We start from the raw sequence: 24541 nt of genomic DNA on the forward strand, positions 1-24541 counted from the left end.
AGGCCCACAACGCACCCGGCGGCTCAGGAGTCTCCGCCACGCGGCCCTTCGGAGCCGAAGCAATCGCTCAGGACGTTGATGAGTTGGTCCACGGCGGCCCGCGAGGTGACGTCGAGCCGACGATAGACCGAGATCAGGCGCACCTCCCCCTCATCGAGAGTGAAACGGGACGCCGAATACTCGGCACCACCCGACTCGGCCAGCACCTCACCGGGGTGCATCGGCCCCTCGCCGTACTCCAGCCAGCCGTGGCGCACGCCCAGCGCCCGGGCGAGAAGGGCGATGTGCTCCCGGGTGGGGAAGTTCTGGCCCTCGAGCCAGCCGCGCGCCGCCTGCTTGGATACCCCGACCATACGACCCAGCCGGGCATACTCCCGCGGACCGACTCCACACCGGTGGAGGGCTTGGCGGAGTCGTTCGGCGAACTGGGCCCGCGCGTCTTCAGATCCAGGATGACATGCCATCGTCGCAGGCTAAGGAGGGCGGTCGAAAAAGGCAGTTGCCATCGACAACCGCTGCTTGTCGTCGGCAGCCGGCACGGACGACGCGCCCAGCCAGGGTGCGCTATGATGCCCGCATGTGCAGGCTCGCCCGCATCCTCGCCGCTGCCCTGCTCGCCACCCTGCCGGTGGCGGCTGCCAGCTCGTGGCCCGATGACCCACAGGCCGAGATGGATGTCCGCCTGCACCCCGACGATGGCCGGCTCGAGGGGCGCCTGACTCTGCAACTCCCGGACGAGGGACCATTCTCTCTGGCTGTCGGGCCGGGATACCGCATCGACGAGGTGGCGCTCGACGCCGGTAGCGCGGAGAAACTGGGCCAACGGGGGGTCATCCTGCGCCCCGGGGAGGCCACTGAAGCCCGGCTGCGCTGGTCCGGCGAACCCGGCGAGGAAAGCCGGGGTGCCCGCCTGCGACCCGAGGGCGCCTGGCTCGCCGCGGAGGCCGGCTGGTACCCCCGCCCGGCGGAACGGCGTACGGGCTACCGGCTGAACGTCACTGTGCCGGAACCTCTCCAGGTGGTGGCCGAGGGAACGCGCGTCGATGAGCGCATTTCAGACGGCCTGCGCCGCGTCGAGTTCCGCCATCCGGCGCCAGCGCGTGGCATCACCCTGTTCGCCGGCGAATGGGAGCAACGCAGCCGATCCGTCCGTCACGGGACCGTCCACACGTTCTTCCCTGAACACCTCGCGGAGCACCACGACCTCTACCTGGAGAAGACCGGGGCCTACCTGGACGAATACAGCGACTGGATCGGCCCGCCACCGCACGAGACCTACTCGGTGGTCGCCGCACCATACCCCGTGGGCCTGGCTTTCGCCGGATTCACCGCCCTCGGCGAGCAGGTCATCCCCCTGCCCTTCATCCCGGAGACGTCGCTGCCCCACGAAGTCGTCCACAACTGGTGGGGCCGCGGTGTCTACACCGACTACGACGAAGGGAACTGGAACGAGGCCCTGACCTACTACATGGGCGATTACCACCAGGCCGCGCAGCGGGATACCGAGCAAGCGCAGCGCCTGCGAGGAGACTGGCTGCGCAGCCAGGCCGCGCTCCCCGATGCGGCTGACTATCCGCTCAGCGAGTTCCGGCACAACCGGGGGACGGTCGACGAGATCATCGGCTACCAGCGCGGCGCCCAACTCTTCCATACCCTGCGCCGAAGCCTCGGCGAAGCGGCTTTCGACCAGGCAGTGCGCCGGTTCTACGCCCGGCACGCCCACCAGGAGGCTAGCTGGTCGGACCTCGAGACCGCCTTCGCGGGAGCTGCGGAGGACGAGGGCGCGGACGCCGAAACCGTCCCGGCGCTGTTCGAGTGGTTCCTTTCGGCCACCCGCGCCCCGGATCTGGAACTGGATGAACGCACGCTCGAGGTCGCCCACGAGGGGGACGACCGCTTTCGGATCCGGGTAGACATTGCCTGGGATGAGGACGGCTACCCGGTCTCTGTCCCCGTCGTGCTTAAGGGCGAAGACGGCCGTCTGGACGAACGGGACATCCGCCTGCAACCGGGGGAGCGAACCCGGATCGAGTTCACCAGCGAGACCGCTCCCCGCTACCTACAGGCCGACCCGGACCACCACCTGTACCGCCAGCTGGCCCTCGGTGAGGGAGTCTCCATCCTGCGCGACACCCTGCTGGCCGAGTCCGTGACCCTGGTCGCTAGCTGGGACGGCCTGGAAGCAGCCGCCGAGCGGGCGCTGCGCGGCGAGGTCGAGCCCGGCGCCCCGGATCGCGACCGCCCCCTTCTGATCGTCGGCCCCAGGGAAGCGGTCAGCGAACACCTCGAGGCGATCAAGGCCTGCGTCACTGATCGGATCCGGCCGGTGGACCGTTCCCCCGTCGCCTGGGCCAGCACCACCGGGGGCGGACAACCGCTGATCGCCCTCGCCGCCGAGGACGCCGAAGAGGCTCGCGAGGCGCTGCAGCGTCTGGCGCGCTACGGCCGGCACAGCTACGTCGGCTTCGGTAGCGGCCACGATGCCGAGACCGGGCTCTACAACCCCGCCGACCGCCACGGGCTGCGCCTGCCCCTGGCCGATCAGCTGGACGCCGACTGACCCGCGACACGAGGCGGTTGCCACAGCAGTCGCACCCCCGGCATGGCCCGGCACGATGGGGCCACGCCGTAGCCCGGCACGGCGATCGGGCGATGACCGGAGAAGACCACCGGAACCCGGCTGCGCTCCCAGGGCGGGACACCCAACCGCTGATACAGGCGCTGCAGCCTGCGCCGGGCATCCGCATCCAGCACTGCGGCACGGAAGACCACCGTCACCCCCTGCGCAAGGAGTTGTCCGTCGATACCCCGCGGGCTCCACCGCGCTGACAACGTGCCCCCGGCCAGGCTCAGCGCCCCCCGGCCAAACCAGGAGCACGGCTCCGGATCGGGATCCGCGCCCAACGACTCGGCGGGCAGCAAGTGGAGCCGCCCCCGGTAGCGGCGGATGCACCCGTCCGGCCAACGCAACTCCGGCTGAGCCCCTTCGCCCGATTCAAGTAGCGCCTGCAAGCCGACGGCCAGCCGCCGGCCCGGCGGCGGACGGTGCCCGGAACGAACCAGCCAGTGGCGAAGCACGGCCTGACGCCGATACGGCGCCAGTCGCAGCAGCTCAGCTACCGCCGGGCGCCCGTCGGCGGCACGCGCCGCCGCCAGATCGCTGTCCAGGTAGCCATCCAGCAAGGCCTGATCCGCCTGCAGGGCAGCCACCCCCGCCTGCAGGCGGCCAGCTGCATCCGGCCAGCGCGCCGCCAACGCCGGCAGCACATGCTCGCGCAGATAGACCCGGTCATGGGCAGGATCCCGATTGGCCGGATCCTCGATCCAGTCCGCACCACGGGCCTGCAGGTAGGCCGTCAAAGAGGCACGCGGCACCTCCAGCAGCGGCCGCGCCAACCGACCCCGCCCCAGCGGTCGGGTTGTCGGCATGGCGCACAGCCCGTGCAGCCCCCCCCCGCGCAGTGCCCGGAGCAGGAAGGTCTCGGCTTGATCCTCGGCGTGGTGCGCCAAGACAAGGCACTCGCCGGGGGCCACCAGGGCACTGAAAGCCCGGTAGCGCGCCTCCCGGGCGGCGGCCTCCAGGCCCTGACCGACGGGGGAAGGCACATCCACGCGGCGGCACTCGAGTGCCACCCCCAGGCGCTGGCACACGGCCCGGCAATGCTCCGCCCAGCGGGCCGATCCGGCGTGCAGGCCGTGATCGATATGGACTGCACCCAGCGGCGCTGGCAACTCATCGCGACCTTCGGTCAGGGCGTGAAGCAGTGCCGTGGAATCCCGCCCGCCGCTGAAGGCGACCCGGTAGCCCGCGGCCGCGGGGGCCAGGGCCAACAACCGCGCCACCAGCGCCCCGGGGTCGAGCACGCAGGTTACCCCTGGGGCTGACCGATCCCCGCAAGCCGCCGGTGCCGGTCGGCCACGAGCTCATCCGGGCTCATCTGCGCGACCCGCCCCCACTCCTCGCGCAGCACCTCGCGCACGCTCTCGGTCATCGCGTCGTAGTCCCGGTGGGCGCCCCCGAGCGGCTCGGGGATCACGCGATCGACGACCCCCAGGTCGTGCAGCCGCTCGGCCGCCATCTGCATGGCCTCGGCCGCATCCGCGGCCCGCTCGGAACTCTTCCACAGGATCGAGGCGCACCCCTCTGGCGAAATCACCGAATACACCGAGTAGCGCAGCATCAGCAGTCGATTGCCAACGCTGATCGCCAGCGCGCCGCCCGACCCGCCTTCACCGATCACGGTGCAGATCACCGGAACGCGCAGCTGTGCCATCTCGGCCAGATTCCGCGCAATGGCCTCACTCTGTCCGCGCTCTTCGGCGCCGACGCCGGGGTAAGCGCCCGGCGTATCGATGAACGTAAAGATCGGCAGACCGAAGCGCTCCGCCATGCGCATCAGCCGAAGCGCCTTGCGATACCCCTCCGGTCGGGGCATGCCGAAATTGCGCCGCACCTTCTCCTTGGTATCCCGCCCCTTCTGCTGCCCGATGACCATCACCGGGCGGCCGTCGAAGCGCGCCAGGCCACCGGCGATGGCGGCATCGTCGGCATAGGCTCGGTCACCGTGAAGCTCCTGGAAATCGGTGAAGATCCGCTCAACGTAGTCGAAGAAGTAGGGGCGCTCGGGATGACGGGCCAGCTGCACGATCTGCCAGGCGCTCAGCGAGGAGAAGATCTTCTCCGTCAGCGAGCGGCTCTTGGCCTCGAGGCGCTGGATCTCCTCGTTAATGTTGACCTCGGAATCCTGGCCGACGTTGCGCAGCTCTTCGATCTTGGCTTCTAGCTCGGCGATCGGCTGCTCGAAATCCAGAAAGTTCTTGGTCATGAGCTCCCCGTTGACCTCTCCGATGGGCGGGCGGATACCACAGGCTAAATGCGTCGTGGGCGTACCTTACCAGAAGCGAAACTCCTGTGGGGACGCCGGCTTGGCCTAACCAAGGCGGCGCCGGTAGACACTGAGCAGCTGCCCCGGCCCGGGTCGCCCTCGGGTGGTGACGATCAGCGTCTCGCGCTCGACCAGATGGGCACCACACTCGCGCACAAGGGTCTGGTAGACCGCGTGGACCACCCCCGACCCCTCCAGCGCCAGCAGATCGCTTCGCGGGATACGTACCTCGACCCGGCACCCGGCGACGCTGGTCAGCGCCAGCACATACTCCGTCCCCGCCTGCGCGTCCCCTTCCGCTTGGTAGCGCTGGGCGACGCCGTCGGCACCCGCGTCCAACGGGGCGAGCAGCGGATCGGCAAAGGCCGCCGCCATCCGCCGGACCGCTTCCAGCGTCGCCCGTTCCAGGGCACTGTCGCCACTTTCATCGTGCATGCCGCCCCCCGATCCGCATCATCCGACCGATCACCGTCGACGACCGGCCCCAAATGCGGGACAATGCGGGGCCGACAGGCTTGACCGCAACCCCCAACGCGGAAACGGCAGCATGCGCATCACCACCGTTGTTCACCAGGGCGTCACCCGGGTCGCCATCCACGAACAGGGCGACCGCTGGGCCGTCTCACCCGTCGCGGGTGATCTGGGCGGACACCTGTGCGCCGGCACCTTACCCGAGGCCGGCTACGACTGGCCGCGGGTCACGGCCGAGGCCCTGACGTTCCTGGCTCCGCTGCCGCAGCCACCCCGCAACATCATGTGCCTGGGCCTGAACTACGCCGACCACGCCCGAGAGTCGCAACAGGCCAAGGGTGACGAGCTGGCGCTGCCCGAGGCGCCGGTGGTCTTTACCAAGGCAACGACCACCGTCGCCGGCCCATACGCGGACTTCCTCCTCGACCCAGCCGTCACCCGGGAGTTGGACTGGGAGGTGGAGCTCGGCGTGGTGATCGGCCGGGGTGGCCGGCACATCCCGGAGAGCGAGGCACTACAGCATGTCTTCGGCTATACGGTGATCAACGACCTGTCGGCACGTGACCTGCAATTCCGGCACAAGCAGTTCTTCCTCGGCAAGTCGGTGGACGGCAGCTGCCCGATGGGGCCCTGGATCACCACCGCCGACGCGGTACCCGATCCCCACGGCCTTGCCCTCTCCTGTCAGGTCAACGGCACCACCCAGCAACAGTCGCATACCGGCGAGATGGTCTTCTCCATCCCCGCGGTCATCGCCACGCTCTCGCGGGTCATGACCCTGGTTCCCGGGGATATCATCGCCACCGGCACGCCGGCCGGCGTCGGTTTTGCCCGCACCCCGCCCCGCTTCCTGCAGGCCGGGGACATCGTCACCTGTGAGGTCGAGGGGCTCGGCACCCTGCGCAACCGCATCGTGGCACCGGACCCGTGAGCTAACCCCTGTGAAAGACGACGTGGTTCCCCCAACCACTCCGGCCCCGGCGCTCTCGAGCAGCCTGACGCAGACCCTCTTCCTGCACAGCGAAGACGGGATGCTGATCCTGCGCGATGGGCACTTCATCGCCTGCAACCCGGCGGCTGCCCGCATGCTGGGCTGGGAGGATCCGCAGCAGCTGATCGGCCTGCGCCCGGAGGCCATCTCCTCGCAACTCCAGCCGGACGGATCCTCGGCGGCGGAGCGGGCACAAAACCTGCTCGAGACCGCACTCATCGAGGGCGCCCAACGTTTTGAGTGGGTGCACGTTACCCCGCAGGGCGAACACCTTTGGCTGGAGGTGGTGCTCACCCCGCTGCACCTGGAGGACGAGACCCTCTGCTGCGCCACGCTGCGTGACATCTCTGGGCGCAAGGAGATGGAACGACGCCTGCAGCTGTCGGCCAAGGTCTTCACCGCCACGCGGGACGGGATCCTGATCACCGACGCCGAGAGCCGCATCCTCCAGGTCAACGACGCCTTCGCGCGAATGACCGGCTACACCGAGGACGAGCTCATCGGGCTGACGCCGCGGATCCTGCAGTCGGGCCACCACAACGACGACTTCTACCGGGCCATGTGGGAGTCGATCCAACGGGAGGGTAGCTGGTCCGGCGAACTCTGGGACCGCTCCAAGTACGGCACCCTGCAGCCGAAGTGGGTGACCATCAGCCGTGTCACCGGGGCCTACGGCGAAGTCGTCAACTACATTGCCGTCTTTAGCGACCTAACCGAGCTCAAACGTTCCCAGGAGCGGCTGCAGTTCCAGGCCTACCACGATGCGCTCACCGGCCTCGCCAATCGCCTGCTGTTCAAGGACCGCATGGCCCGCGCCCTGGAGCGCTCGCGACAGTCCGGTGAACAGCTAGCCGTGCTGTTCATCGACCTCGACCACTTCAAGGACGTCAACGACAGCCTCGGTCATACCGCCGGCGATCGCGTCCTCCGCCAGGTGGCTCACCGCCTCCAGGCGCGCCTCGGCGCCGATGACACCCTGGCGCGACTGGGTGGCGACGAGTTCAGCATCTGCCTGGCCGAGATCCGCGACCACCGGGACGCTCTCGCCTGCGCTGAGACCGTCCACCAGGAACTGGAGCGACCGTTCCAGTACAGCCGCCGCTGGTTCCAGTGCCGGTGTAGCATCGGCATCAGCATGTATCCGGACAACGGCGAGACCGTCGAGGCGCTGGTCCGCAACGCCGACTCGGCGCTGCACAAGGCGAAGGCCGACGGACGCAACACCACGTGCTTCTACGCCGAGGAGCTGACTGAACATGCCCAGCGCCGGCTGGATCTCGCCCAGGAGATGCGTCAGGGCCTGCAGCGCGGTGAACTGGTCCCCTATTTCCAGCACCAGGTCGAGCTGCAGACCGGTCAGATCGTGGGCATCGAAGCCCTGGTCCGCTGGCACCACCCGGACCGGGGGCTACTGGCCCCGGGCGCCTTCATCTCGGTCGCCGAGGAGGTCGGAACCATGGCGGCGCTGGGGGAGGACATCCTCCACCAGGCCTGTCAGCAAGGGCGCACCTGGCTGGACCAGGGACGCGAGTTCGGGCGCATCGCCGTCAACCTGTCCGGGGCCCAGTTCCACAACGGCAACATCGAAAAGACGGTCCTGCGTACGCTGGAGCAGACCGGCCTGCCGGCACGGCACCTGGAGCTGGAGATCACCGAGTCGACCATCATGGATCTCAGCCCCCGCACCCTGGAGCGGCTGGCCGCCCTGCGCCGGGCCGGAGTGTCGCTGAGCATCGACGACTTCGGCACCGGCTACTCGTCCCTGCTCTACCTCAAGCGCCTGCCCATCAACCGGGTCAAGATCGACCGCGGCTTCATCTGGGACATGGAGACCACGCCGGAATCCCGCTCCATCGTGGAGACCATCCTGCAGCTCGCCCATGTCCTCGGGCTTGAGGTGGTGGCCGAGGGGGTCGAGACCCTGCAGCAGCGCGACCAGCTCATCGATGCCGGGTGCCGCGTCGGCCAGGGATTCCTCTGGGCACGGCCGGAGCCCCACCCGCGGCTACGCTGCTGTCGCCCCCAGGCGCCCAACGACCCGCCCTGAGTTCACCACCACAGGGCAACAACCGCGCCCACACCGAGCACCCCCGCGACACCGGCGCCGCCGTAGCAGACCCACCAGGTACCGCGCCCTGCCGGAATCCCGAGATCGCGCAGGGTATGGTAGATGCGGTGAGCGGCGTGGCAGAGCACCAGCCCCAGCGCGAGGGCCACTGGCACCCCCACCACCGGCCGGGCGAACAGCTCGCGGGATGCGTGGTAATCCAGTACCTCGATGCCATGCTCTGCAGCCACGGGCATCACGACGCCGGTCAGCAGGATCAGCGCCGGGGCGAACAGCGCGGCGAGCAGGCCCCCGGCACCGAAGAGCAGCCACAGCGGCGGTTCGTGCGAACGCCTCATCGGACGCCTCCCAGGAGATAGAGCCAAACCCCGCCCGAGAGGGCCACCGAGACCACCCAGGCACCCCGCACGACCGCCCGGTCGGTGGGCCGGCGGCCCCGCCAGCGCAGGACCGGCAGCGTCAGGGGCAGCAACCGGAACCAGGTGACAGCGTGGTAGGCGGCGGCCAACAGAGCGGCCAGGTGGAGGCCGAACAACCAGGGGCTGCCGTGCAGGTCCCGCCACCCTTGGTAGGCGGCTTCCCCAGCAGCAAGGGCCAACAGTCCGGCAAGCAGCCAGAGCGCATAAAGGCCCAGCAGGACGCTGCTGCCTTCGCGCAACAGGTAGCGGCGGTAGGCCGGATGCCGCTCCCACCAACCGCGCATGGTCGGACGGTAGACGCGCGCTCGGCTCATTCCGATCCCTCCTGTCGACGACGACCGGGCCGCAGCCAGTCGAGCAAGTACCGCGCGCTGCTGCCGGGCTTGTTCTGATTGATGGCCCGCGCGGGATCGACCCCCTTGGGGCAGACCTCGGAGCAGTGGCCGACCAGCGTGCAGCCCCAGACCCCCTGTTCGGCATCAACCACCGCGTGCCGCAACTCGCTACCTGCGTCACGGCTGTCCAGGTTGTAGCGCTGGAGTAGCGCCAGGGCCCCGGGGCCGACAAAGTCCGGATGCCAACCGTACTGCGGGCAGGCGGCATAGCAGAGCAGGCAGTTGATGCACTGGGCGTACGCGTAGTAATCCGTCATCTGCTCCGGCGTCTGCCGATAGGTCCCCTCGGCCGCCGTCCGTTCCCCGGCCGGGATCAGGTAGGCGTGCACCGTCTCGAGCTTCTCGAGGAAGTCGCTCTGATCGATGACCAGATCCCGCTGCACGGGGAAGTGGTCCAGTGCCGACACCCACACCGGCCCCGGCGCGTAGTCGCGGAGGAAGACATGGCAGGCCAGCTCGGGTTCGCCGTCGATCATGCAGCCACAGCTACCGCAGATCGCCATGCGACAGGACCAGCGGAAGGTCAGGCTGCCATCGAGGTGATCCTTGATGTACTGCAGCCCCTCGAGCACGGACATATCCGGCGTGTACGGCACGGCATAGCGCTGCCAGCGCGGTTCGGCGTCCTGTTCCGGGTGGAAACGCTGCACCGCCAGAGTGATCCGCTGCGATTCGCTCATGCCTGCGCCTCCCCTTCAGCGCCGTAGGCCCGCCGCCGCGGCGCAGAGCGGGTAACGGTCACCGGCGCATGGTCGATCACGGGGCCCGTCCCGTCACCGGGGTAGGCCAGGGTATGAACCAGATAGCGCTCGTCATCACGCTCGCTATAGGCGTCATCGCGCACGTGGGCGCCGCGGGACTCCTTGCGTGCCCGCGCCGACCAGGCCATCGCCTCAGCCACCTGCAGGCTGGCCCCGAACTCCATCGCAGTCAGCCACTCGGTGTTGTATGTCCGGCTGCGGTCGTCGAGGCGGATGCCGCGTCGCAGGCGCTCGCGCAGCGCCGCCAGCGTCGTGCACGCCTGCTCCAGGCCGGCCTCGTTGCGAAAGATCCCCACCCCCTGTTCCATGGCCCGATTGAGATCCGCGCGCAGCGCAGCGAGCCGCTCGCCCCTGTCGTTGCGCAGCAGTTCAAGCCGCGGCGCCAGGGCCTCGGTAGCGAGCTGCTCCACCACGCGCTGCGGCCGCCGCAGTGCCTCGCGGGCGTACTCGGCGGCCGCCTCTCCTGCCGCCCGGCCGAAGACAAGGAGTTCCGCGAGCGAGTTGGAACCGAGCCGGTTGGCTCCGTGAATCCCGGTGCTGGCGCACTCCCCGGCAGCAAACAGCCCCGACAGGGGGGCGGCACCCCGGACGTCGGTGGGAATCCCCCCCATGGTGTAGTGGACCGCCGGACGGACGGGGATCGGCTCCCGAACCGGATCCACTCCGGCATAGCGGCGAGCCACCTCGGTGATCATGGGCAGCCGCTCTAGGATGCGGTCCTCGCCCAGGTGGCGTAGATCCAGCTGGACCGCCGTGCCCTGCGGCGTGGGCACGGTCCGGCCCGCCTGGTCCTCGTACCAGAAAGCCTGGGAGAGCCGATCCCGCGGCCCCAGCTCCATGGCTTTCGGACGCGGCCACGGTTCGGTGGGCCCGAGACCGTAGTCCTGCAGATAGCGACGATCATCCCGGTTGGTCAGGACGCCGCCCTCGCCCCGGCACCCTTCCGTGATCAGGATGCCACTGCCGGGCAGCGTGGTGGGGTGCCACTGAACGAACTCCATGTCGCGCAGGGGCACCCCCTGGGCGTGCGCCATGGCCATGCCCTCGCCGGTCACGATGCCGGCGTTGGTGTTCTGCCCGTAGACCCGCCCGGCCCCGCCGGTGGCCAGCACCACCGCCGGTGCGCCGAAGCGCACCGGCTTGCCGCTGGCGATCTCCAAGGCCAGTACGCCACAGACCACCCCGTCGTAGACCAGCAGATCTGAGCAGAAGTATTCGTCGTAGCGCTGAATCCCCGGATAGCGCAGGGAGGTCTGGAACAGCGTATGCAACATGTGGAAGCCGGTCTTGTCGGCGGCGTACCAGCTGCGCTGGGTCGTCATGCCCCCGAAAAACCGGACATGTACCTGGCCGTCCGCCTGTCGGCTCCACGGGCAACCCCACTGTTCGAGACGGACCATCTCGCCAGTGCACTCGGCGACAAAGCGTTCAACCACGTCCTGGTCGCACAGCCAATCCCCCCCGGAGACGGTGTCGTTGAAGTGCCCGTCCAGGCTGTCATCCGCCCGGGCCACACCGGCAGCGCCCCCCTCCGCAGCGACGGTGTGGCTGCGCATGGGCACCACCTTGGAGATCAGCGCGATCCGCAGCCCAGGGTCGCGCTCGGCCGCCGCGATAGCGGCCCGCAACCCGGCCCCGCCGCCACCAACAACAACCAAGTCGCACTCAATGTCTTCGATCGCCTGCAATGCGCCTCCCGGGATCCAGGGCCACGACGGAGGTCCAACCGTCGCGGACGCGGGTGTCACTCCAGATCCAGTGCCGCCATCTGTACCTTGCCGAGCATGGTATCCGCCTGCCGTCGCTCAGCATCGGCCTCCTCAGTGCCCAGCTCCTCGGCCAGTTCCGTGAAGAGTTCGGCGAGCTGCTCAAAGTGAGGCAGGGCCGCCTCGGCGCCCTCGGCGGCGAGCACCGCCATGGCCAGGCGCTCCTGAGCGATCCCGAGAGCCCGGCGCGCCTGCGGTGTGTCCTGCTGCTCGACCAGCGCCCCGCGCACCTCGAGGGCGTGGCGGTAGGTCTCCACCGTCTCGGCCAACCCCTCCACGGCCTCCTGGACCGCACCGCAGCGCTCCAGCGCCAGCGCCCAATCCTGGTAGGCATCCGCGCTCTGCCGCTCGCGGACGATGTCCTCGCGCAGTTCGATCACCTGCCGGTAGTAGGGTAGTGCCACCTCGGCCCCCTCCTCGACCAGCACCCCCTGGCCGTAGCGACCCAGCGCAACGCTCCAGTCCCGAAGCGACTGCGCCGTGGCGTGTTCGGTGGCCAGGGCCTCGGCGAGTTCACACCAAGCCTCATAGCAGGGCAGTGCGGCACTCGCCCCCTCGGCCTCGAAGAGCGCATCGCCCAGGCGCTCCAGGGTGATCCCCCAGTCGCGGCGCGCGGCATCTCCCCCTTCACCGGCGCTGATCGCTGCATCCAGATAGTCGAGTGCCTCCTGGTAGATCGGAATAGCCGCCTCGGGACCCTCGTCGTCGTAGACGGCATCGCCCTGATCGGCGCGTTCCAGGCCGACGGCAAGCAACTCGGCTGGATCGCCCTCCGTCTCGAGGCCGGCGTGCGGCTGCACATCTAGCTCGACCCCCTCCTCCTCGGGCACCCCGCCCTCGGGAGCCGGGTCGACGATCACCTCGCCGTCCGCCGATGGGGCCACCTCGGCCGGCTCTTCCGCCGGCTCGGGTTCGGCCCGCTCGGGCGCCCCCTCCCCAGCCTCCGCAGCCGTGTCCGCGGGGCGCTCCAAGACGCGCTTGCCGGCCAGCCGGTGCGCTTGGCTACTCGCCGGCCTGCTCCGGGGACCGGCCTTCGCCGTCTTCGAGCGCTTCCCGGACCCCGCCGCGGACGCAGCAGCGCCAGGGCTCTTGCCCTGCTGCCTGCCTCCCGGGCCAGCGCTGCGCCGATCTGCAGCCCCGGTGCGCCGCTCGCTGGTCTCCTGCCGGTCCTCCTGGTACCAGCGGCGGATCGTCTTGGCCGCCGGCTCGTAGGTCCGTGCCAACTCTTGCGGGGTGTGCCCCGCCTCGACCAGTTCGACCAGCTTGCGCCGGAACTCCGGCGAATATTTCGGGCGACCCTCAGCCATGCAGTGCTTTCCTCCGGATCATGCGGATACGGCGAGTCCGTCGACGCGGTTACTCCAGCCCGTTTTCCCGGACGGGTCAAGAACCCTAAGATGATAACGCCGGCACCGCCACGGACCCGACACCCCTGGAGAACGGAAACCCATGCAAGCGCTGCTCTTTGACGTCGATGGCACCCTGGCCGACACCGAAGGCGCGGGCCACCTGCCCGCCTTCAACGCCGCCTTCGAGGCATTCGGCCTTCCCCACCGCTGGGATGAAACCACCTATCGACGCCTCCTGAACGCGGTCCCGGGCGGCCGGGAACGACTGCACGACACCCTGACCCGGGAACCGCCCCCGCCCGGGCACGGCGATATCAATACGCTCGCGCGGCGACTGCACGAGGCCAAGAACCGCCTCTACGCCGAGCGCCTCAGCACCGGCTCCATCCCGCCCCGGCCGGGGATCGAGCGAATCCTTGCCGAAGCGCGAGAGCGGCAGGTGCGCCTGGCCGTGGTCACGACCAGCGCCCGCGCCAACGTCGAGGCCCTGTTCAACGGCGTGCTACCCGCCGAGTTGCAACCGGCCTTCGAGGTCTGCATCTGTGGCGACGACGTCAACGCCAAGAAACCCGACCCCGAGGCCTACCTGCAGGCCCTGCGATCACTGCGGCTCGCGGCCGAGGACTGCCTCGCCGTGGAGGATTCGGTCAACGGGCTGCGCGCCGCCCGCGCGGCCGGGATCCCGACGCTGATCACCCGCAACCGCTGGACCCGGGACGACGCATTCCCGGGTGCCGCAGCGGTCATTGATGACCTGGACCACGGACCCGACGGCACCGCCGTGGGGATCGATGACCTGATCGCCATTCACCGCGAGAGCCGCTAGCGGGGGTACTCGACCCCCACACGGTCATCGACCACCGACTCAAGCCGCTTGATCAGGTCATCGCTGGGCGTCACCGTCCAGTTGCGGCCTAGGACGACGCGCCCCCGGCCCCTTGGGTGGCGGTAATCGACATGGACCGGACTCTCCCCGGCGTAGCTGCTGAGGACCTGGCGCAGCTCGGGCACCAGACCGTTAGCGGCACGAGCCGCGGTTACCGGAATCACCAACCGACCGGCTGCCCGCTCGCGGGCCCGGGCGATGTCCAGCACCTCTTCGCCGGTGATCCGGTACCCGCCACTGAAGTCGTCGTAGTCGAGACTGCCGCGCACCACCAGCAGCGCATCCTTCTCCACGGCATGCCGGTATTTGCCGAACGCCTCGGGGAATAGCACCACTTCGATCCGGCCCGTGCGGTCATCCAGGGTCAGGGTGGCCAGGCGGCCGCCAGTGGAGGTGCTGCGCACCCGCAGCGCGACCACCAGCCCAGCCGCGGTAACCGTCCGGCCTCGGCCCCCATTGCCGTCTCCGCCATTGCCGCCGGCGCCACTGGACAGCCGCTGCAGGCGATCCGTAGCCAGATACGGAAGCTCATGCTCGTAACGGTCGATCGGGTGCCCCGTCAGGAATAGACCCAGTGTGGCCTTCTCCGCGGCCAGGCGTTCTTCCTCCGGCCATTCGGGCTGCTCGGCAACCTCTTCGCCCTCGCCACGGGGGGCGATCACCGCCTCTGCAGGGCCACCGAACAGATCGGTCTGCCCGGCGGCCTGGTCGCGCGTCGCCTGCTCGGCAGCCGCCAGCGCCGCCGGGATCTGTGCCATCCCCGTGGCACGGTTGGGGATCAGGCGATCCAGGCTCCCCGAACGACACAGGGCCTCCAGCACGCGACGATTGGCGCGGCCGGTGTCGACCCGGCGGCACAGGTCGAAGATATCCCGGAACGCCCCGTTGGTATCGCGCTCGCTCAGCACCGCATCGAGCGCCGACTCCCCCACCCCCTTGATGGCACCCAGACCGTAGACGATGGTCCGCTCGTCCACCGCCCGGAAGGGCTTGTCACTGCGGTTGACGTCCGGCGGCAGCACCTCCAGCCCCATGGCCCGGGCCTCATCCAGGAAGATCACCACCTTGTCGGTGTTGTCCATGTCCGAGGAGAGCACCGAGGCCATGAACGGCGCCGGGTAGTGACACTTGAGCCAGGCCGTCTGGTAGGAGAGCAGCGCGTAGGCCGCCGAGTGCGACTTGTTGAAGCCGTAGCCGGCGAACTTCTCCATAAGGTCGAAGATGCCGGTGGCATGGTCCTCGGACAGACCCCGGGCCTTGGCCCCTTCCAGGAACTTGGCCCGCTGCTTGGCCATCTCCTCGGGCTTCTTCTTGCCCATGGCGCGGCGCAGCAGATCCGCCTCGCCAAGGCTGTAGCCGGCCAGGACCTGCGCGATGCGCTGCACCTGCTCCTGGTAGAGGATCACCCCGTAAGTAGGCTGGAGGACCGGCACCAGGTCCGGATGGTGCAGCTCGCGGGTTGGGTAACCGGCGACCGCCGAACGGCCATGCTTGCGCTCGACGAAGTCGTCGACCATGCCCGACTGAAGCGGCCCGGGCCGAAACAGCGCCACCAGTGCCACGATATCCTCGAAGCTATCGGGCTGAAGGCGCTTGATCAGCTCCTTCATCCCGCGGGATTCCAGCTGGAAGACCGCGGTGGTGGCACAGCGCTTGAGCAGCTCGAAGGTGGCGCCGTCATCCAGAGCGATGGCATCGATATCCAGCGCCGGGTCTCCCCGCTGCTCGAGGATGCGGTTCACCGCCTGGACGGTCCAGTCGATGATGGTCAGCGTGCGCAGACCCAGGAAGTCGAACTTGACCAGACCCACCGCCTCGACGTCGTCCTTGTCGAAGTGGGTGGCCACCTTCCAAGCCTCGGCGTCGTCGCGCTCCTCCGGGTCGCGGTAGAGCGGCGAGAAATCGGTCAGGTCCGTGGGCGCGATGACGACGCCTCCGGCGTGCTTGCCGACGTTGCGCGCCATCCCCTCCAGGCTGCGCGCGGTGTCGATCAACTCGCGGATGTTTTCGTCGTTGTCGTACTCGGCGCGCAGGTCCTCTTCCTGCTCCAGGGCCCTGTCCAGGGTCATGCCGATCTCGAAAGGGATCAGCTTGGCGATCCGGTCCATGTAGCCGAAGGCGTGACCGTAGACCCGGCCCACGTCGCGCACCACGGCCCGGGCCGCCATGGTGCCGTGGGTGGCGATCTGCGAGACCTTCTCGGCGCCGTAGCGGTCCGAGACGTACTCGATGACCTCGTCGCGGCGCTCCATGCAGAAGTCCACGTCGAAGTCGGGCATGGAGACCCGCTCCGGGTTGAGGAAGCGCTCGAAGAGCAGGTCATAGCGCAGGGGGTCGAGGTTGGTGATGCCCAGGGCATAGGCGACCAGCGATCCCGCACCGGAGCCGCGCCCGGGGCCAACCGGGATGTCGTTCTCCCGCGCCCAGCGGATGAAGTCGGCGACGATGAGGAAGTAGCCGGGGAACCCCATCTGCTCGATGACGGCCAGCTCGTGCTCGAGGCGCTGCCGGTAGGTCGCCTCGACCTCGCCGGTATCCTCGTCCTCAGTCAGGCCGCGTTGTTCGAGCCGCTGCGCCAGGCCGCGCTCGGACTCGGCGCGCAGGAACGAGGCCACCGTATGGCCCTCGGGCACCGGAAAGTCCGGGAGATAGTTGGTGTCGAGTTCCAGATCCACGCTGCACCGCTCGGCGATACGCAGGGTGGTCTCGAGCGCCTCGGGCAGATCGGAGAAGCGCTCGGCCATGTCCGCAGCGTCGGCAAAGTACTGCTGCTCCGTGTAGTGGCGTGGCCGGTTGGGGTCGTCCAGGGTACGCCCCTGATGGATGCAGACACGGACCTCATGGGCGTCGTAATCCGCCGGGCGCATGAAGCGCACGTCATTGGTGGCCACCACCGGCACGTCCTCGTCGGCGGCCAGCGCCACCGCGGCATGCAGGTGGCGCTCGTCGCCCGGCCGGCCCAGACGGTGGAGCTCCAGATAGAAGCCGTCCTCGCCGAAGGTCTGCCGGTGCTGCTCGAGGTAGCGCCGCGCGGTGGCCTCATCACCACGCAGCAGGGCCTGACCGATATCCCCCTGGGCCCCGCCGGAGAGGGCCAACAGCCCGCCGGCATCCGCTTGCAACCACTCCCGCCGGATGACCGGGATATCGCCGCAGGCACCCTCGCGATAAGCGCGGCTGAGCAGCCGCGACAGCGCACGGTAGCCGCCGCGATCCCGGCAGAGCAACGTCATCCGGGCGTAGCCGAGTTCCAAGGTATCGTCCGCCAGCCACACGTCGGCTCCGATGATCGGCTTGACTCCGGCGGCTAGCGCGGCCCGGTAGAACTTGACCATGCCGAACAGGTTGGACTGATCGGTGATGGCCACCGCCGGCATGCCGGCGTCCCGCGCCGCGGACACCGCCTCCTGAATGCGGACGATGCCGTCGACCAGCGAGAACTCGCTGTGCAGACGCAGATGGACGAAGGACGGTGGGGCTTCACTCATGGTCGCGTCAGGATATCAGGGTCGCGGTGGTCAACGGGTCAGCCAAGCGCGTGCGGTGCGCGCCTCAGCCGCCGAGCATCCTGCGCACCGGGGCAAAGCTGCGCCGGTGCGCGGCGCACGGGCCGAGGCGCTCGAGGGCGTGGCGGTGCTCGGCGGTCCCGTAGCCCTTGTGCCGGGCAAAACCGTATCCCGGGTAGGTCTCCTCGAGCACCACCATCTCGGCATCACGTAGCGTCTTGGCCAGGATGGATGCCGCCGAGATGCTCGGCTCCAGGGCATCGCCACCGACCACGGCCCGCGCTGGAGCGGGCAAATCCTCCGGCATCTCGCGCCCGTCCACCAGGATTTCGGCGATCCGCGCGGTGCTGGCCACCGACGCCACCGCACGGGACATGGCCAGGAAGGTGGCACGACGGATGTTCAGTGCATCGATCTCGGCGACCTCTGCCCGCCCGACCCCCCAGGCCACGGCCTCGCTGCGGATCAGCCCAGCGGCCTGCTCGCGGCGCCGCGCCGACAGCCGCTTGGAGTCGGTGACACCGGCGATGGGCTCGCGCAGGATGACCGCGGCGGCCACCACCGGCCCGGCCCACGGCCCACGGCCAGCCTCGTCGACACCCACCTGCCACGCGCCGCCGTCGCCGCTCACCGCAGGATCTCCAGAACGGCCTCTGCCGCCCGGGCATCAGCCCCGCGGGCTAGTGAGGCGTGGAGCTCCCGGAAGCGGCGGACCAGCTGTAGCCGGGCCGGGGCCTCATCGAGCCAGTATGCGGCCGCCTCGGCCAGGACCTGCGGCGTGACGTCGCCCTGGAAGTACTCCGGGACCAGGGGCTCGCCGGCAAGCAGATTCGGCTGCGATACCCAAGGGACATGGATCAACCGGCGGATGATCTGATAGCTCAGCGGCGACAGACGGTACGCCACGACCATCGGACGCTTGGCCAGCATGACCTCCAGGGTTGCCGTGCCCGAGGCGGTCAGGGCCACATCCGCCGCAGTCGCCGCGGTCGCCGTGTCGCCGTCCAGCAGCCGCGTGCGCAGGCGGACCTGGTGCCGATCCACGGCCGCCTCGATCCGCTCGCGCAGCCGCGGTGCGGCCACCGGTATGACAAAGTCCGGCGCATCCGGCCGCTCCGCCAGAAGCGCTGCCGCCCCGAGGAAGGGCTCGAGCAGGCGGTCGATCTCGCTGCCACGGCTACCGGGCAGCAGGGCGACCACCGTGGCGTCCGTATCCAGCCCCAGCCTCCGGCGCGCCGCAACGGTATCCGGCTGCAGCGGGAATCGATCAGCAGCCGGATGACCGACGCAGACCGCGTCGACGCCGCTGTCGGCGTAGAACTGCTCCTCGAAGGGATAGAGGGTCAGCATCCGGTCCACCGAGCGCCGGATGCCCCGCACGCGCCCACGACGCCAGGCCCAGATGGTGGGGCTGACGTAGTGGAGCGTGGGGATCCCGGCCGCACGCAGGCGCCGGGCCAGACCGAGGTTGAAATCGGGCAGATCGACGCCGATGAAGCAATCCGGCGGATCCTCCCGCCAGCGCCGGGCCAGATCAGCGCGCAGGCGAAGAAGCCCCGGCAGATGCCGCACGATCTCGGTCAGCCCCATCAGCGAGAGCCGCTCCATGGGTACCAGCGACTCAAGCCCCTGGGCTGCCATGGCCGGCCCACCAACCCCCTCGAAACGCACACCGGGGCACCGGCCCCGAAGCTCGCTCATCAGGCCGGCGCCGAGGACGTCACCGGAGAGTTCACCGGCGAGAATCGCCACCCTGGGACTGGCCATTGGCGGACCCCCCTGCGCCGGCCGACGGCAGTCTAGCGCAACAGACCGCGCTGGCTGCTGTCGATGAAATCGACCATGCCCTGCACGTCCGCGGAGTGGCCGAGCTGCTGGCACAGCGCCTCGCGCGCATCGTCGAGACGCAGCCCCTGTCGGTAGATCATGCGGTAGGCGCGCTTGATATCCCGGATGCGCTCCCGCGAGAAGCCGTGCCGGCGCAGCCCCACCGAGTTGATCCCGTGCGGCACCGCCATCTGTCCGGAGACTGTGACGAACGGCGGTACATCCCGATTGATCCCGCTGCCGAAACCGCAAAAGGCGTAAGGACCGATGCGGCAGAACTGGTGTATTAGCGCGAAGCCGCCCAAGGTGGCGTGATCACCGACATCCACATGCCCGGCCAGCGACGCGGAGTTGGCGAACAGCAGATGGTCGCCCAGCCGGCAGTCGTGGGCAATATGGCAGTACGCCATCAGCCAGTTGTGATCGCCGATGCGGGTCTCGCCCCGCCCCTGCGCTGTGCCGCGGTGGCAGGTGACGAACTCGCGGATGGTATTGCCGTCGCCGATCACCAGTTCCGTGGGCTCGCCCTGATAGCCCTTGTGCTGCGGGGCCTCCCCCAGGGCGGCAAACTGGTAGATGCGGTTATCCCGGCCGATGCGGGTCGGCCCCTGGATGACCGCGTGCGGGCCAATCCAGGTCCCCTCGTCGATCTCCACATCCGGCCCGATCACGCTGAAAGGCCCCACCTCGACGTCCTCGCCGAGGCGGGCCTTGGGGTCGACCAGGGCGTTCGGATGGACTCGACTCAAACCGTACGCACCGTGCAGCGGATCTCACACTCGGCCGCCAACTCGCCATCGACACTTCCGCGTGCCTGGAAGATCCAAATCCCCCGAGCCACACGACGCACCGAGACATCGTGTCGAAGCTGATCACCGGGCTGAACCGGCCGCTTGAAGCGCGCCTTGTCGATACCCACCAGGTAGAGGACGTCGTTGTCCGTGAGGGTGTCCTGAACACTCTTGAACGCGAGCATGCCACAAGCCTGGGCCAACGACTCGAGGATGAGCACCCCCGGCATTACGGGCTTTTGCGGGAAATGGCCGACGAAGAACGGCTCATTGATGGTGACATTCTTGATGCTGGCCAGATGCTCGTGGGGCTGGAACTCTAGCACCCGGTCGATGAGCAGCATCGGATACCGGTGCGGCAGCAGGTTCATGATGCCTTCGATATCCGTTGCCCCCTGCGCGTCACTCTCGCTCACGCTCACTCCTCCGTCGTCTGATCCGGTTACTCCCGGCGCCGTGCGCCTCGTGCCATCCGCAGGCCGCGGACGACCCCATAAGCGGCAGAGCCTATCACACCCGGCGCTCGGATGAACTCGGCCACCCCCCCGGGAGATCACGGATCGACCGGGCGTCCGGGACGGTCCAGGGGGCTGCCGCCTTCTGCATTCGGCCCTGCCCGCTTCGCGACAGCCCTAGAATTCCGTCCCGAGCGAGAACTGGAAGGTCTCGGTCTCGTCGTCCCGCGACTCATTTAACGGTTCGGCAAGACTGAATGTCAACGGACCGACCGGGGACATCCAGATCAGAGAGATACCCGCCGCAGCCCGGAGTTCGCCGAGATCCACGCGGTCCAGTCCCTCCGGAATGATCTTCTCAGTGTTGGACCCAAAGTCGTAACGATCCAGTCGCGTATTGAAAACCTGCCCGGCGTCGACGAAAGCGGCCATGCGCACCGACTGCGACTCCGGCGTGGGTGGGAAGATCACCTGCGCCTTGGTCAGCACCCGGGCGTTGCCGCCGATCGGATCACCCCCCTCCTTGCGCGGCCCGAGGTAGTTGCCGCGGTAACCGCGGACGGTCCGCACACCGCCGGCGTAGTAGTTCTCGAAGAACGGCAGGCGGTCGGTATCGCCGTAGCCGTCGCCGTAGGAGACCTGCCCCTCCACTGAGAACGTCGTGCGGTCACCGAGCCAGCGCAGCGGCCAGTAGCGCCGGTTCTCGTAGGTGAGCTTGTAGAACTCCAGGTCATCACCGGGGACGGTCCCCTCCAGCGACAGCCGCTGACGCCCGCCAGCGGTGGGGAAGACGCCGCGATCCCGGGTGTCCCGGTTCCACGACAGCCGCGGCTTGATCATAGTGAAGCGATCGTCGCTCTGATCCTCAAGGAAGTTACGGATCCAGCCCGGCGTATCGGAGCGCTTATCGATGCCGATGCGTTCCAGCCGCAGCCGCGCCGCCAGTCGGTCCACCTCGGTGACCGGCACGCTGTACTCCACCGAGGCGTGCCCTGAGGTCAGGTCGTAGTCGGACAGGTCGGCGCGGCGCGCGCGGGTCTCGCGGTAGCCGGCCGACAACGTCTGGGAGACACCCTCCTGGGTGTGGTAGCGGTCGGTGTACGAGACGTTGTAGATCGTCGAAACGCTGGAGTTGTTCACCGTCATGCTCAGCCGGTCGCCGGTGCCGAGCAGGTTGTCCTGAGAGACGGAGAAGTTGACCAGCAGTCCCTGGACATCGCCGTACCCGACGCCGGCCTGCAGCTGCCCGGTCATGCGCTCCTGGACACTGACATCCACGTCCACCCGATCGTCCTCGCCCGGCACCCGGGGGGTCTCGACGTTGACGAAGTCGAAGAAACCGAGCCGGTTGAGCCGGGTCTGGGAGCGCTCCAGGGCCTCGCTGGACAGTGGCGCCCCCTCAAGCTGGCGAAGTTCGCGCCGGATGACCTCGTCCTGGGTGCGCTGATTGCCGGTGATATTGATCCGCCGCACGTAAACCCGCGCCCCGGGGTCCACCACATAGGTCAGATCGACGACCTGTTCGTCCTCGTCGACCCGCGGGCGCACGTTGACGTTGCTGAAGGCGTACCCCTCCTCCGCCAGTCGCGAACGAATGGCCGAGGAGCCGGCGTTGACGCGGCTGCGCGAATAGAGTTCGCCGGGCTCGGCCGTAATCAGCTCCCGCAGCTCCTCCGGCGGAACCACCAGATGCCCCTGGACGTCGATACTGCCGATCTCGTACTGCTCACCCTCGGCGACATTGACGGCGATATGGACATCGCGCCGGTCGGGGCTGATGGAGACTTGGGTCGAGGTCACGGCGAAGTTCAGGAAGCCACGATCCAGGTAGTACCCGCGCAGGCTCTCCAAGTCGTTGGCGAGCAGATCACGGGCGTAGCGGTGCCGCTGCGACCACGGCGCCCACCAGCGCCGAGCCTGCTGCTCGAACACGCCGCGCAGATCGCGGTCGGAATAGGCCTCGTTGCCGGTGAAGTGGATCTCGCGGATCTCGGCAACCGGGCCCTCCTCGATGTCGATCCGGATGGCCACCCGGTTGCGCTCCAGCGGCGAGACGGTGCTCTCCACGGAGACATCGTACTTGCCCTGGGCAAAGTACTGCTGGCGCAGTTCCCGCTCGATCTCCGCCAGCTGCGCACGGTTGAAGACCTGCCCTTCGGCCATCCCCGCGCTGCGCAAAGCCTCGCGCAGGTCCTCGGTACGGATCTGCTCGTTGCCCTCGAACTGGAGCCGTGCGATGGACGGCCGCTCCTGCACCCGCACGATCAGGTCATCGCCGTCCCGAGCCAACTCCACGTCGCGGAAGAAGCCGGAGCGGTAGAGTTCACGGATCGCCTCCGCGACCTCGCCGCTGCCCACGCGATCACCGGGCTCGACGGGCAGATAGCTGAAGACCGTGCCTTCGTCAATGCGCTCCAGTCCTTCCACGCGGATCTGCTCGGCGACGAAGGAGTCCGCCCTGGCCGTCGCGACCGTGGCCGCGCCCAGCAGCAGCAGCGCGACAACCGCATTGCGCCCCCAGCGTCGAATCAAAGCGCCCCCTTGTCTACCGTGTGCCGCATCGGGCCGGCTCCTTGTCCGCCTCGTATCGTCGCCGCCGGGCTCAACCACCGAGCAGACGCTCAAAATCGTTGTAGAAGGCCAGTGCCATCAATCCGAGCAGGATGACGATACCCACCTGCTGCCCGATCAACTGCGTCCGTTCCGAGACGGGCTTGCCGCGGATGGCCTCGGTCAGGAAGTAGAGCAGATGGCCACCGTCGAGGATCGGGATGGGCAGCAGGTTGATGATGCCCAGGCTGATGCTGATGACCGCCAGGAAGGTGAGGAACGGCACCACCCCCATGGAGGCGGTATCCCCGGCGAACTGGCCGATGGTCACCGGGCCACCGATATTCTTCAGCGACGCCTCGCCCATGACCATACGCACGAGCATCTTGACGGTCACCACGGTGGTGTCCCAGGTGCGCTCCACGCCGTAGGCGACCCCGGCCACTGGACCGTGGCGAACCTCCCGTTCCATGCGCTCCTGATACCCCTCGGGGATGGCCGGCCCGACACCGAGCATGCCGACCTCGGCTTCGCCGCGCTCCTGCGCGCCCAGAGTGAGCGTAACCTCGCGGACTTGGCCTTCCCGCTCGTAGGTCAGGGTCACTGGCTCGTTGGCGCGTGGCTCGACCCGTTCAACCAGCTCAAGCCAGGAACCGACCGCCTCGCCGTCGATGGCGCGGATCCGATCCCCCTCGCGCAGGTCCGCCTGCGCTGCCGCCCCCCCCTCGGCGAGACGGCCGATGGTCGCCGGCAGATCCGGCGTGTAGGCGCGCAAGCCAATGGTGCCGAGGATATCGGTGGTGTCCTTGAGCCGGGGCTCGGCGCGCAGATTAAGGGAGCGTTCCAACTCGTTGCCGGCCTCATCGCGTACCGTGACCGGGACATCCTCGCGGTTGAACCCGGCATTCATCAGCCCCATAGCCACCCGCTGCCAGGTGGGGGTATCGCGGCTGTCGATGGCCACGATCTCCTCCCCCCGCTCGAAACCGGCCATCTCGGCCGGTGAATCGGTGATGGGCTCGTCGACGATGGGCCGCATTTCGACCATGCCGAGCACCGCCACCAGCCAGTAGGCCACCACCGCGAACAGGAAGTTGGCCGCGGGCCCCGCGGCGACGATGGCCGTGCGCTGTCCCAGGGGGCGATTGTTGAAGGCGCGGTGGCGCTCGGCGGGATCGACCTCGCCCTCGCGCTCATCGAGCATCTGTACGTAACCGCCGAGAGGGATGGCCGACAGGCAGTACTCGATGCGGTCCGGGCCGCGCCCGCGCCAGCTCAGCAGCGGGCGCCCGAAGCCGACCGAGAAGCGGCGCACGCGGACGTTGCACCAGCGCGCGACGAGGTAGTGACCGGCCTCGTGGACCGTCACCAGGATCGCGATGGCGACCAGGAAGGCGATGATGCTCCAGACGATGGTCAT

20 protein-coding genes are annotated in these 24541 nt (G+C 68.7%); 4 read left to right on the forward strand and 16 right to left on the reverse strand.

The features are described from left to right. Positions 1–23: 23 nt before the first annotated feature. Positions 24–353: a helix-turn-helix domain-containing protein gene (locus LRF89_RS01860; RefSeq protein WP_201242617.1), complete on the reverse strand. Its 330-nt coding sequence runs from the start codon at positions 351–353 to the stop codon at positions 24–26. Positions 354–577: 224 nt separating this feature from the next. Between LRF89_RS01860 and LRF89_RS01865 the strand changes: the two genes are divergently transcribed. Beyond that, positions 578–2560, forward strand: coding sequence for a M1 family metallopeptidase (locus tag LRF89_RS01865; RefSeq protein WP_238636502.1), 1983 nt, complete (start codon positions 578–580; stop codon positions 2558–2560). Here the strand turns inward: LRF89_RS01865 and tilS are convergent. The 3 genes from tilS to LRF89_RS01880 form a co-directional block, all read right to left on the reverse strand. Next, positions 2542–3864, reverse strand: coding sequence for a tRNA lysidine(34) synthetase TilS (gene tilS, locus LRF89_RS01870; protein ID WP_238636503.1), 1323 nt, complete (start codon positions 3862–3864; stop codon positions 2542–2544). The genes LRF89_RS01865 and tilS overlap by 19 nt on opposite strands. A gap of 5 nt (positions 3865–3869) precedes the next feature. After that, entirely contained in the window at positions 3870–4826 is a 957-nt protein-coding gene (locus LRF89_RS01875; protein ID WP_201170552.1) for an acetyl-CoA carboxylase carboxyltransferase subunit alpha, read from the reverse strand. A 105-nt stretch (positions 4827–4931) separates the two neighbouring features. Beyond that, the gene (locus tag LRF89_RS01880; RefSeq protein ID WP_238636504.1) at positions 4932–5321 is read right to left on the reverse strand and encodes a hypothetical protein; all 390 of its coding nucleotides are present in this window, start codon (positions 5319–5321) and stop codon (positions 4932–4934) included. Positions 5322–5433: 112 nt separating this feature from the next. Between LRF89_RS01880 and LRF89_RS01885 the strand changes: the two genes are divergently transcribed. Together LRF89_RS01885 and LRF89_RS01890 are read left to right on the forward strand one after the other, a co-directional pair. Then, positions 5434–6288 (forward strand): fumarylacetoacetate hydrolase family protein, encoded by an 855-nt coding sequence (locus LRF89_RS01885; protein WP_201170556.1) that lies wholly within the window; start codon positions 5434–5436, stop codon positions 6286–6288. Positions 6289–6310: 22 nt separating this feature from the next. Then, positions 6311–8395, forward strand: a complete 2085-nt coding sequence (locus tag LRF89_RS01890) for an EAL domain-containing protein (protein WP_201170559.1) — start codon at positions 6311–6313, stop codon at positions 8393–8395. Between the two features lie 2 nt (positions 8396–8397). Here LRF89_RS01890 and frdD read toward each other — a convergent pair whose 3' ends face one another. Genes frdD through LRF89_RS01915 form a run of 5 tightly spaced genes read right to left on the reverse strand, consistent with a single transcriptional unit; the run spans position 8398 to position 13064 of the window. Then, positions 8398–8754, reverse strand: a complete 357-nt coding sequence (gene frdD, locus LRF89_RS01895; protein WP_201242622.1) for a fumarate reductase subunit FrdD — start codon at positions 8752–8754, stop codon at positions 8398–8400. Beyond that, the gene (locus LRF89_RS01900) at positions 8751–9149 is read right to left on the reverse strand and encodes a fumarate reductase subunit C (protein ID WP_201170565.1); all 399 of its coding nucleotides are present in this window, start codon (positions 9147–9149) and stop codon (positions 8751–8753) included. Before LRF89_RS01900 ends, frdD begins: the two co-directional genes overlap by 4 nt. Continuing rightward, the gene (locus LRF89_RS01905) at positions 9146–9910 is read right to left on the reverse strand and encodes a succinate dehydrogenase/fumarate reductase iron-sulfur subunit (RefSeq protein ID WP_201170568.1); all 765 of its coding nucleotides are present in this window, start codon (positions 9908–9910) and stop codon (positions 9146–9148) included. The genes LRF89_RS01900 and LRF89_RS01905 overlap by 4 nt, the downstream gene beginning before the upstream one ends. Then, positions 9907–11679: a fumarate reductase (quinol) flavoprotein subunit gene (gene frdA / locus LRF89_RS01910; RefSeq protein ID WP_238636505.1), complete on the reverse strand. Its 1773-nt coding sequence runs from the start codon at positions 11677–11679 to the stop codon at positions 9907–9909. The genes LRF89_RS01905 and frdA overlap by 4 nt, the downstream gene beginning before the upstream one ends. Positions 11680–11735: 56 nt before the next feature. Next, positions 11736–13064 carry a transposase gene (locus LRF89_RS01915; RefSeq protein WP_201170571.1) on the reverse strand — a complete coding sequence of 443 codons (1329 nt, stop codon included), beginning with the start codon at positions 13062–13064 and terminating at the stop codon, positions 11736–11738. A 142-nt stretch (positions 13065–13206) separates the two neighbouring features. Between LRF89_RS01915 and LRF89_RS01920 the strand changes: the two genes are divergently transcribed. Then, positions 13207–13932: an HAD-IA family hydrolase gene (locus tag LRF89_RS01920; protein ID WP_201170572.1), complete on the forward strand. Its 726-nt coding sequence runs from the start codon at positions 13207–13209 to the stop codon at positions 13930–13932. Here LRF89_RS01920 and dnaE read toward each other — a convergent pair. From dnaE to rseP, 7 genes are all read right to left on the reverse strand, one after another. Further along, a complete protein-coding gene (gene dnaE, locus LRF89_RS01925; RefSeq protein WP_238633192.1) occupies positions 13929–17480 on the reverse strand; it encodes a DNA polymerase III subunit alpha in 3552 nt (1183 codons plus the stop codon). The two genes, LRF89_RS01920 and dnaE, sit on opposite strands and share 4 nt — an antisense overlap. Positions 17481–17544: 64 nt before the next feature. After that, positions 17545–18129 carry a ribonuclease HII gene (locus LRF89_RS01930; protein WP_238634563.1) on the reverse strand — a complete coding sequence of 195 codons (585 nt, stop codon included), beginning with the start codon at positions 18127–18129 and terminating at the stop codon, positions 17545–17547. After that, positions 18126–19265 carry a lipid-A-disaccharide synthase gene (gene lpxB, locus LRF89_RS01935; RefSeq protein ID WP_201170576.1) on the reverse strand — a complete coding sequence of 380 codons (1140 nt, stop codon included), beginning with the start codon at positions 19263–19265 and terminating at the stop codon, positions 18126–18128. Before lpxB ends, LRF89_RS01930 begins: the two co-directional genes overlap by 4 nt. 32 nt (positions 19266–19297) lie before the next feature. After that, the gene (gene lpxA / locus LRF89_RS01940) at positions 19298–20074 is read right to left on the reverse strand and encodes an acyl-ACP--UDP-N-acetylglucosamine O-acyltransferase (RefSeq protein WP_201170577.1); all 777 of its coding nucleotides are present in this window, start codon (positions 20072–20074) and stop codon (positions 19298–19300) included. After that, on the reverse strand, positions 20071–20532 hold the full coding sequence (gene fabZ / locus LRF89_RS01945) for a 3-hydroxyacyl-ACP dehydratase FabZ (RefSeq protein WP_201170578.1): 462 nt from the start codon (positions 20530–20532) through the stop codon (positions 20071–20073). Before fabZ ends, lpxA begins: the two co-directional genes overlap by 4 nt. A 216-nt stretch (positions 20533–20748) precedes the next feature. Continuing rightward, complete coding sequence (bamA, locus tag LRF89_RS01950; RefSeq protein WP_238636506.1) at positions 20749–23103, reverse strand: outer membrane protein assembly factor BamA; 2355 nt, start codon at positions 23101–23103, stop codon at positions 20749–20751. Between the two features lie 70 nt (positions 23104–23173). Then, a complete protein-coding gene (gene rseP, locus LRF89_RS01955) occupies positions 23174–24541 on the reverse strand; it encodes an RIP metalloprotease RseP (RefSeq protein ID WP_201170582.1) in 1368 nt (455 codons plus the stop codon).

Source organism: Halorhodospira sp. 9621 (genome assembly GCF_022228055.1).
Taxonomy (GTDB): Bacteria; Pseudomonadota; Gammaproteobacteria; order Nitrococcales; family Halorhodospiraceae; genus Halorhodospira; species Halorhodospira halophila_A.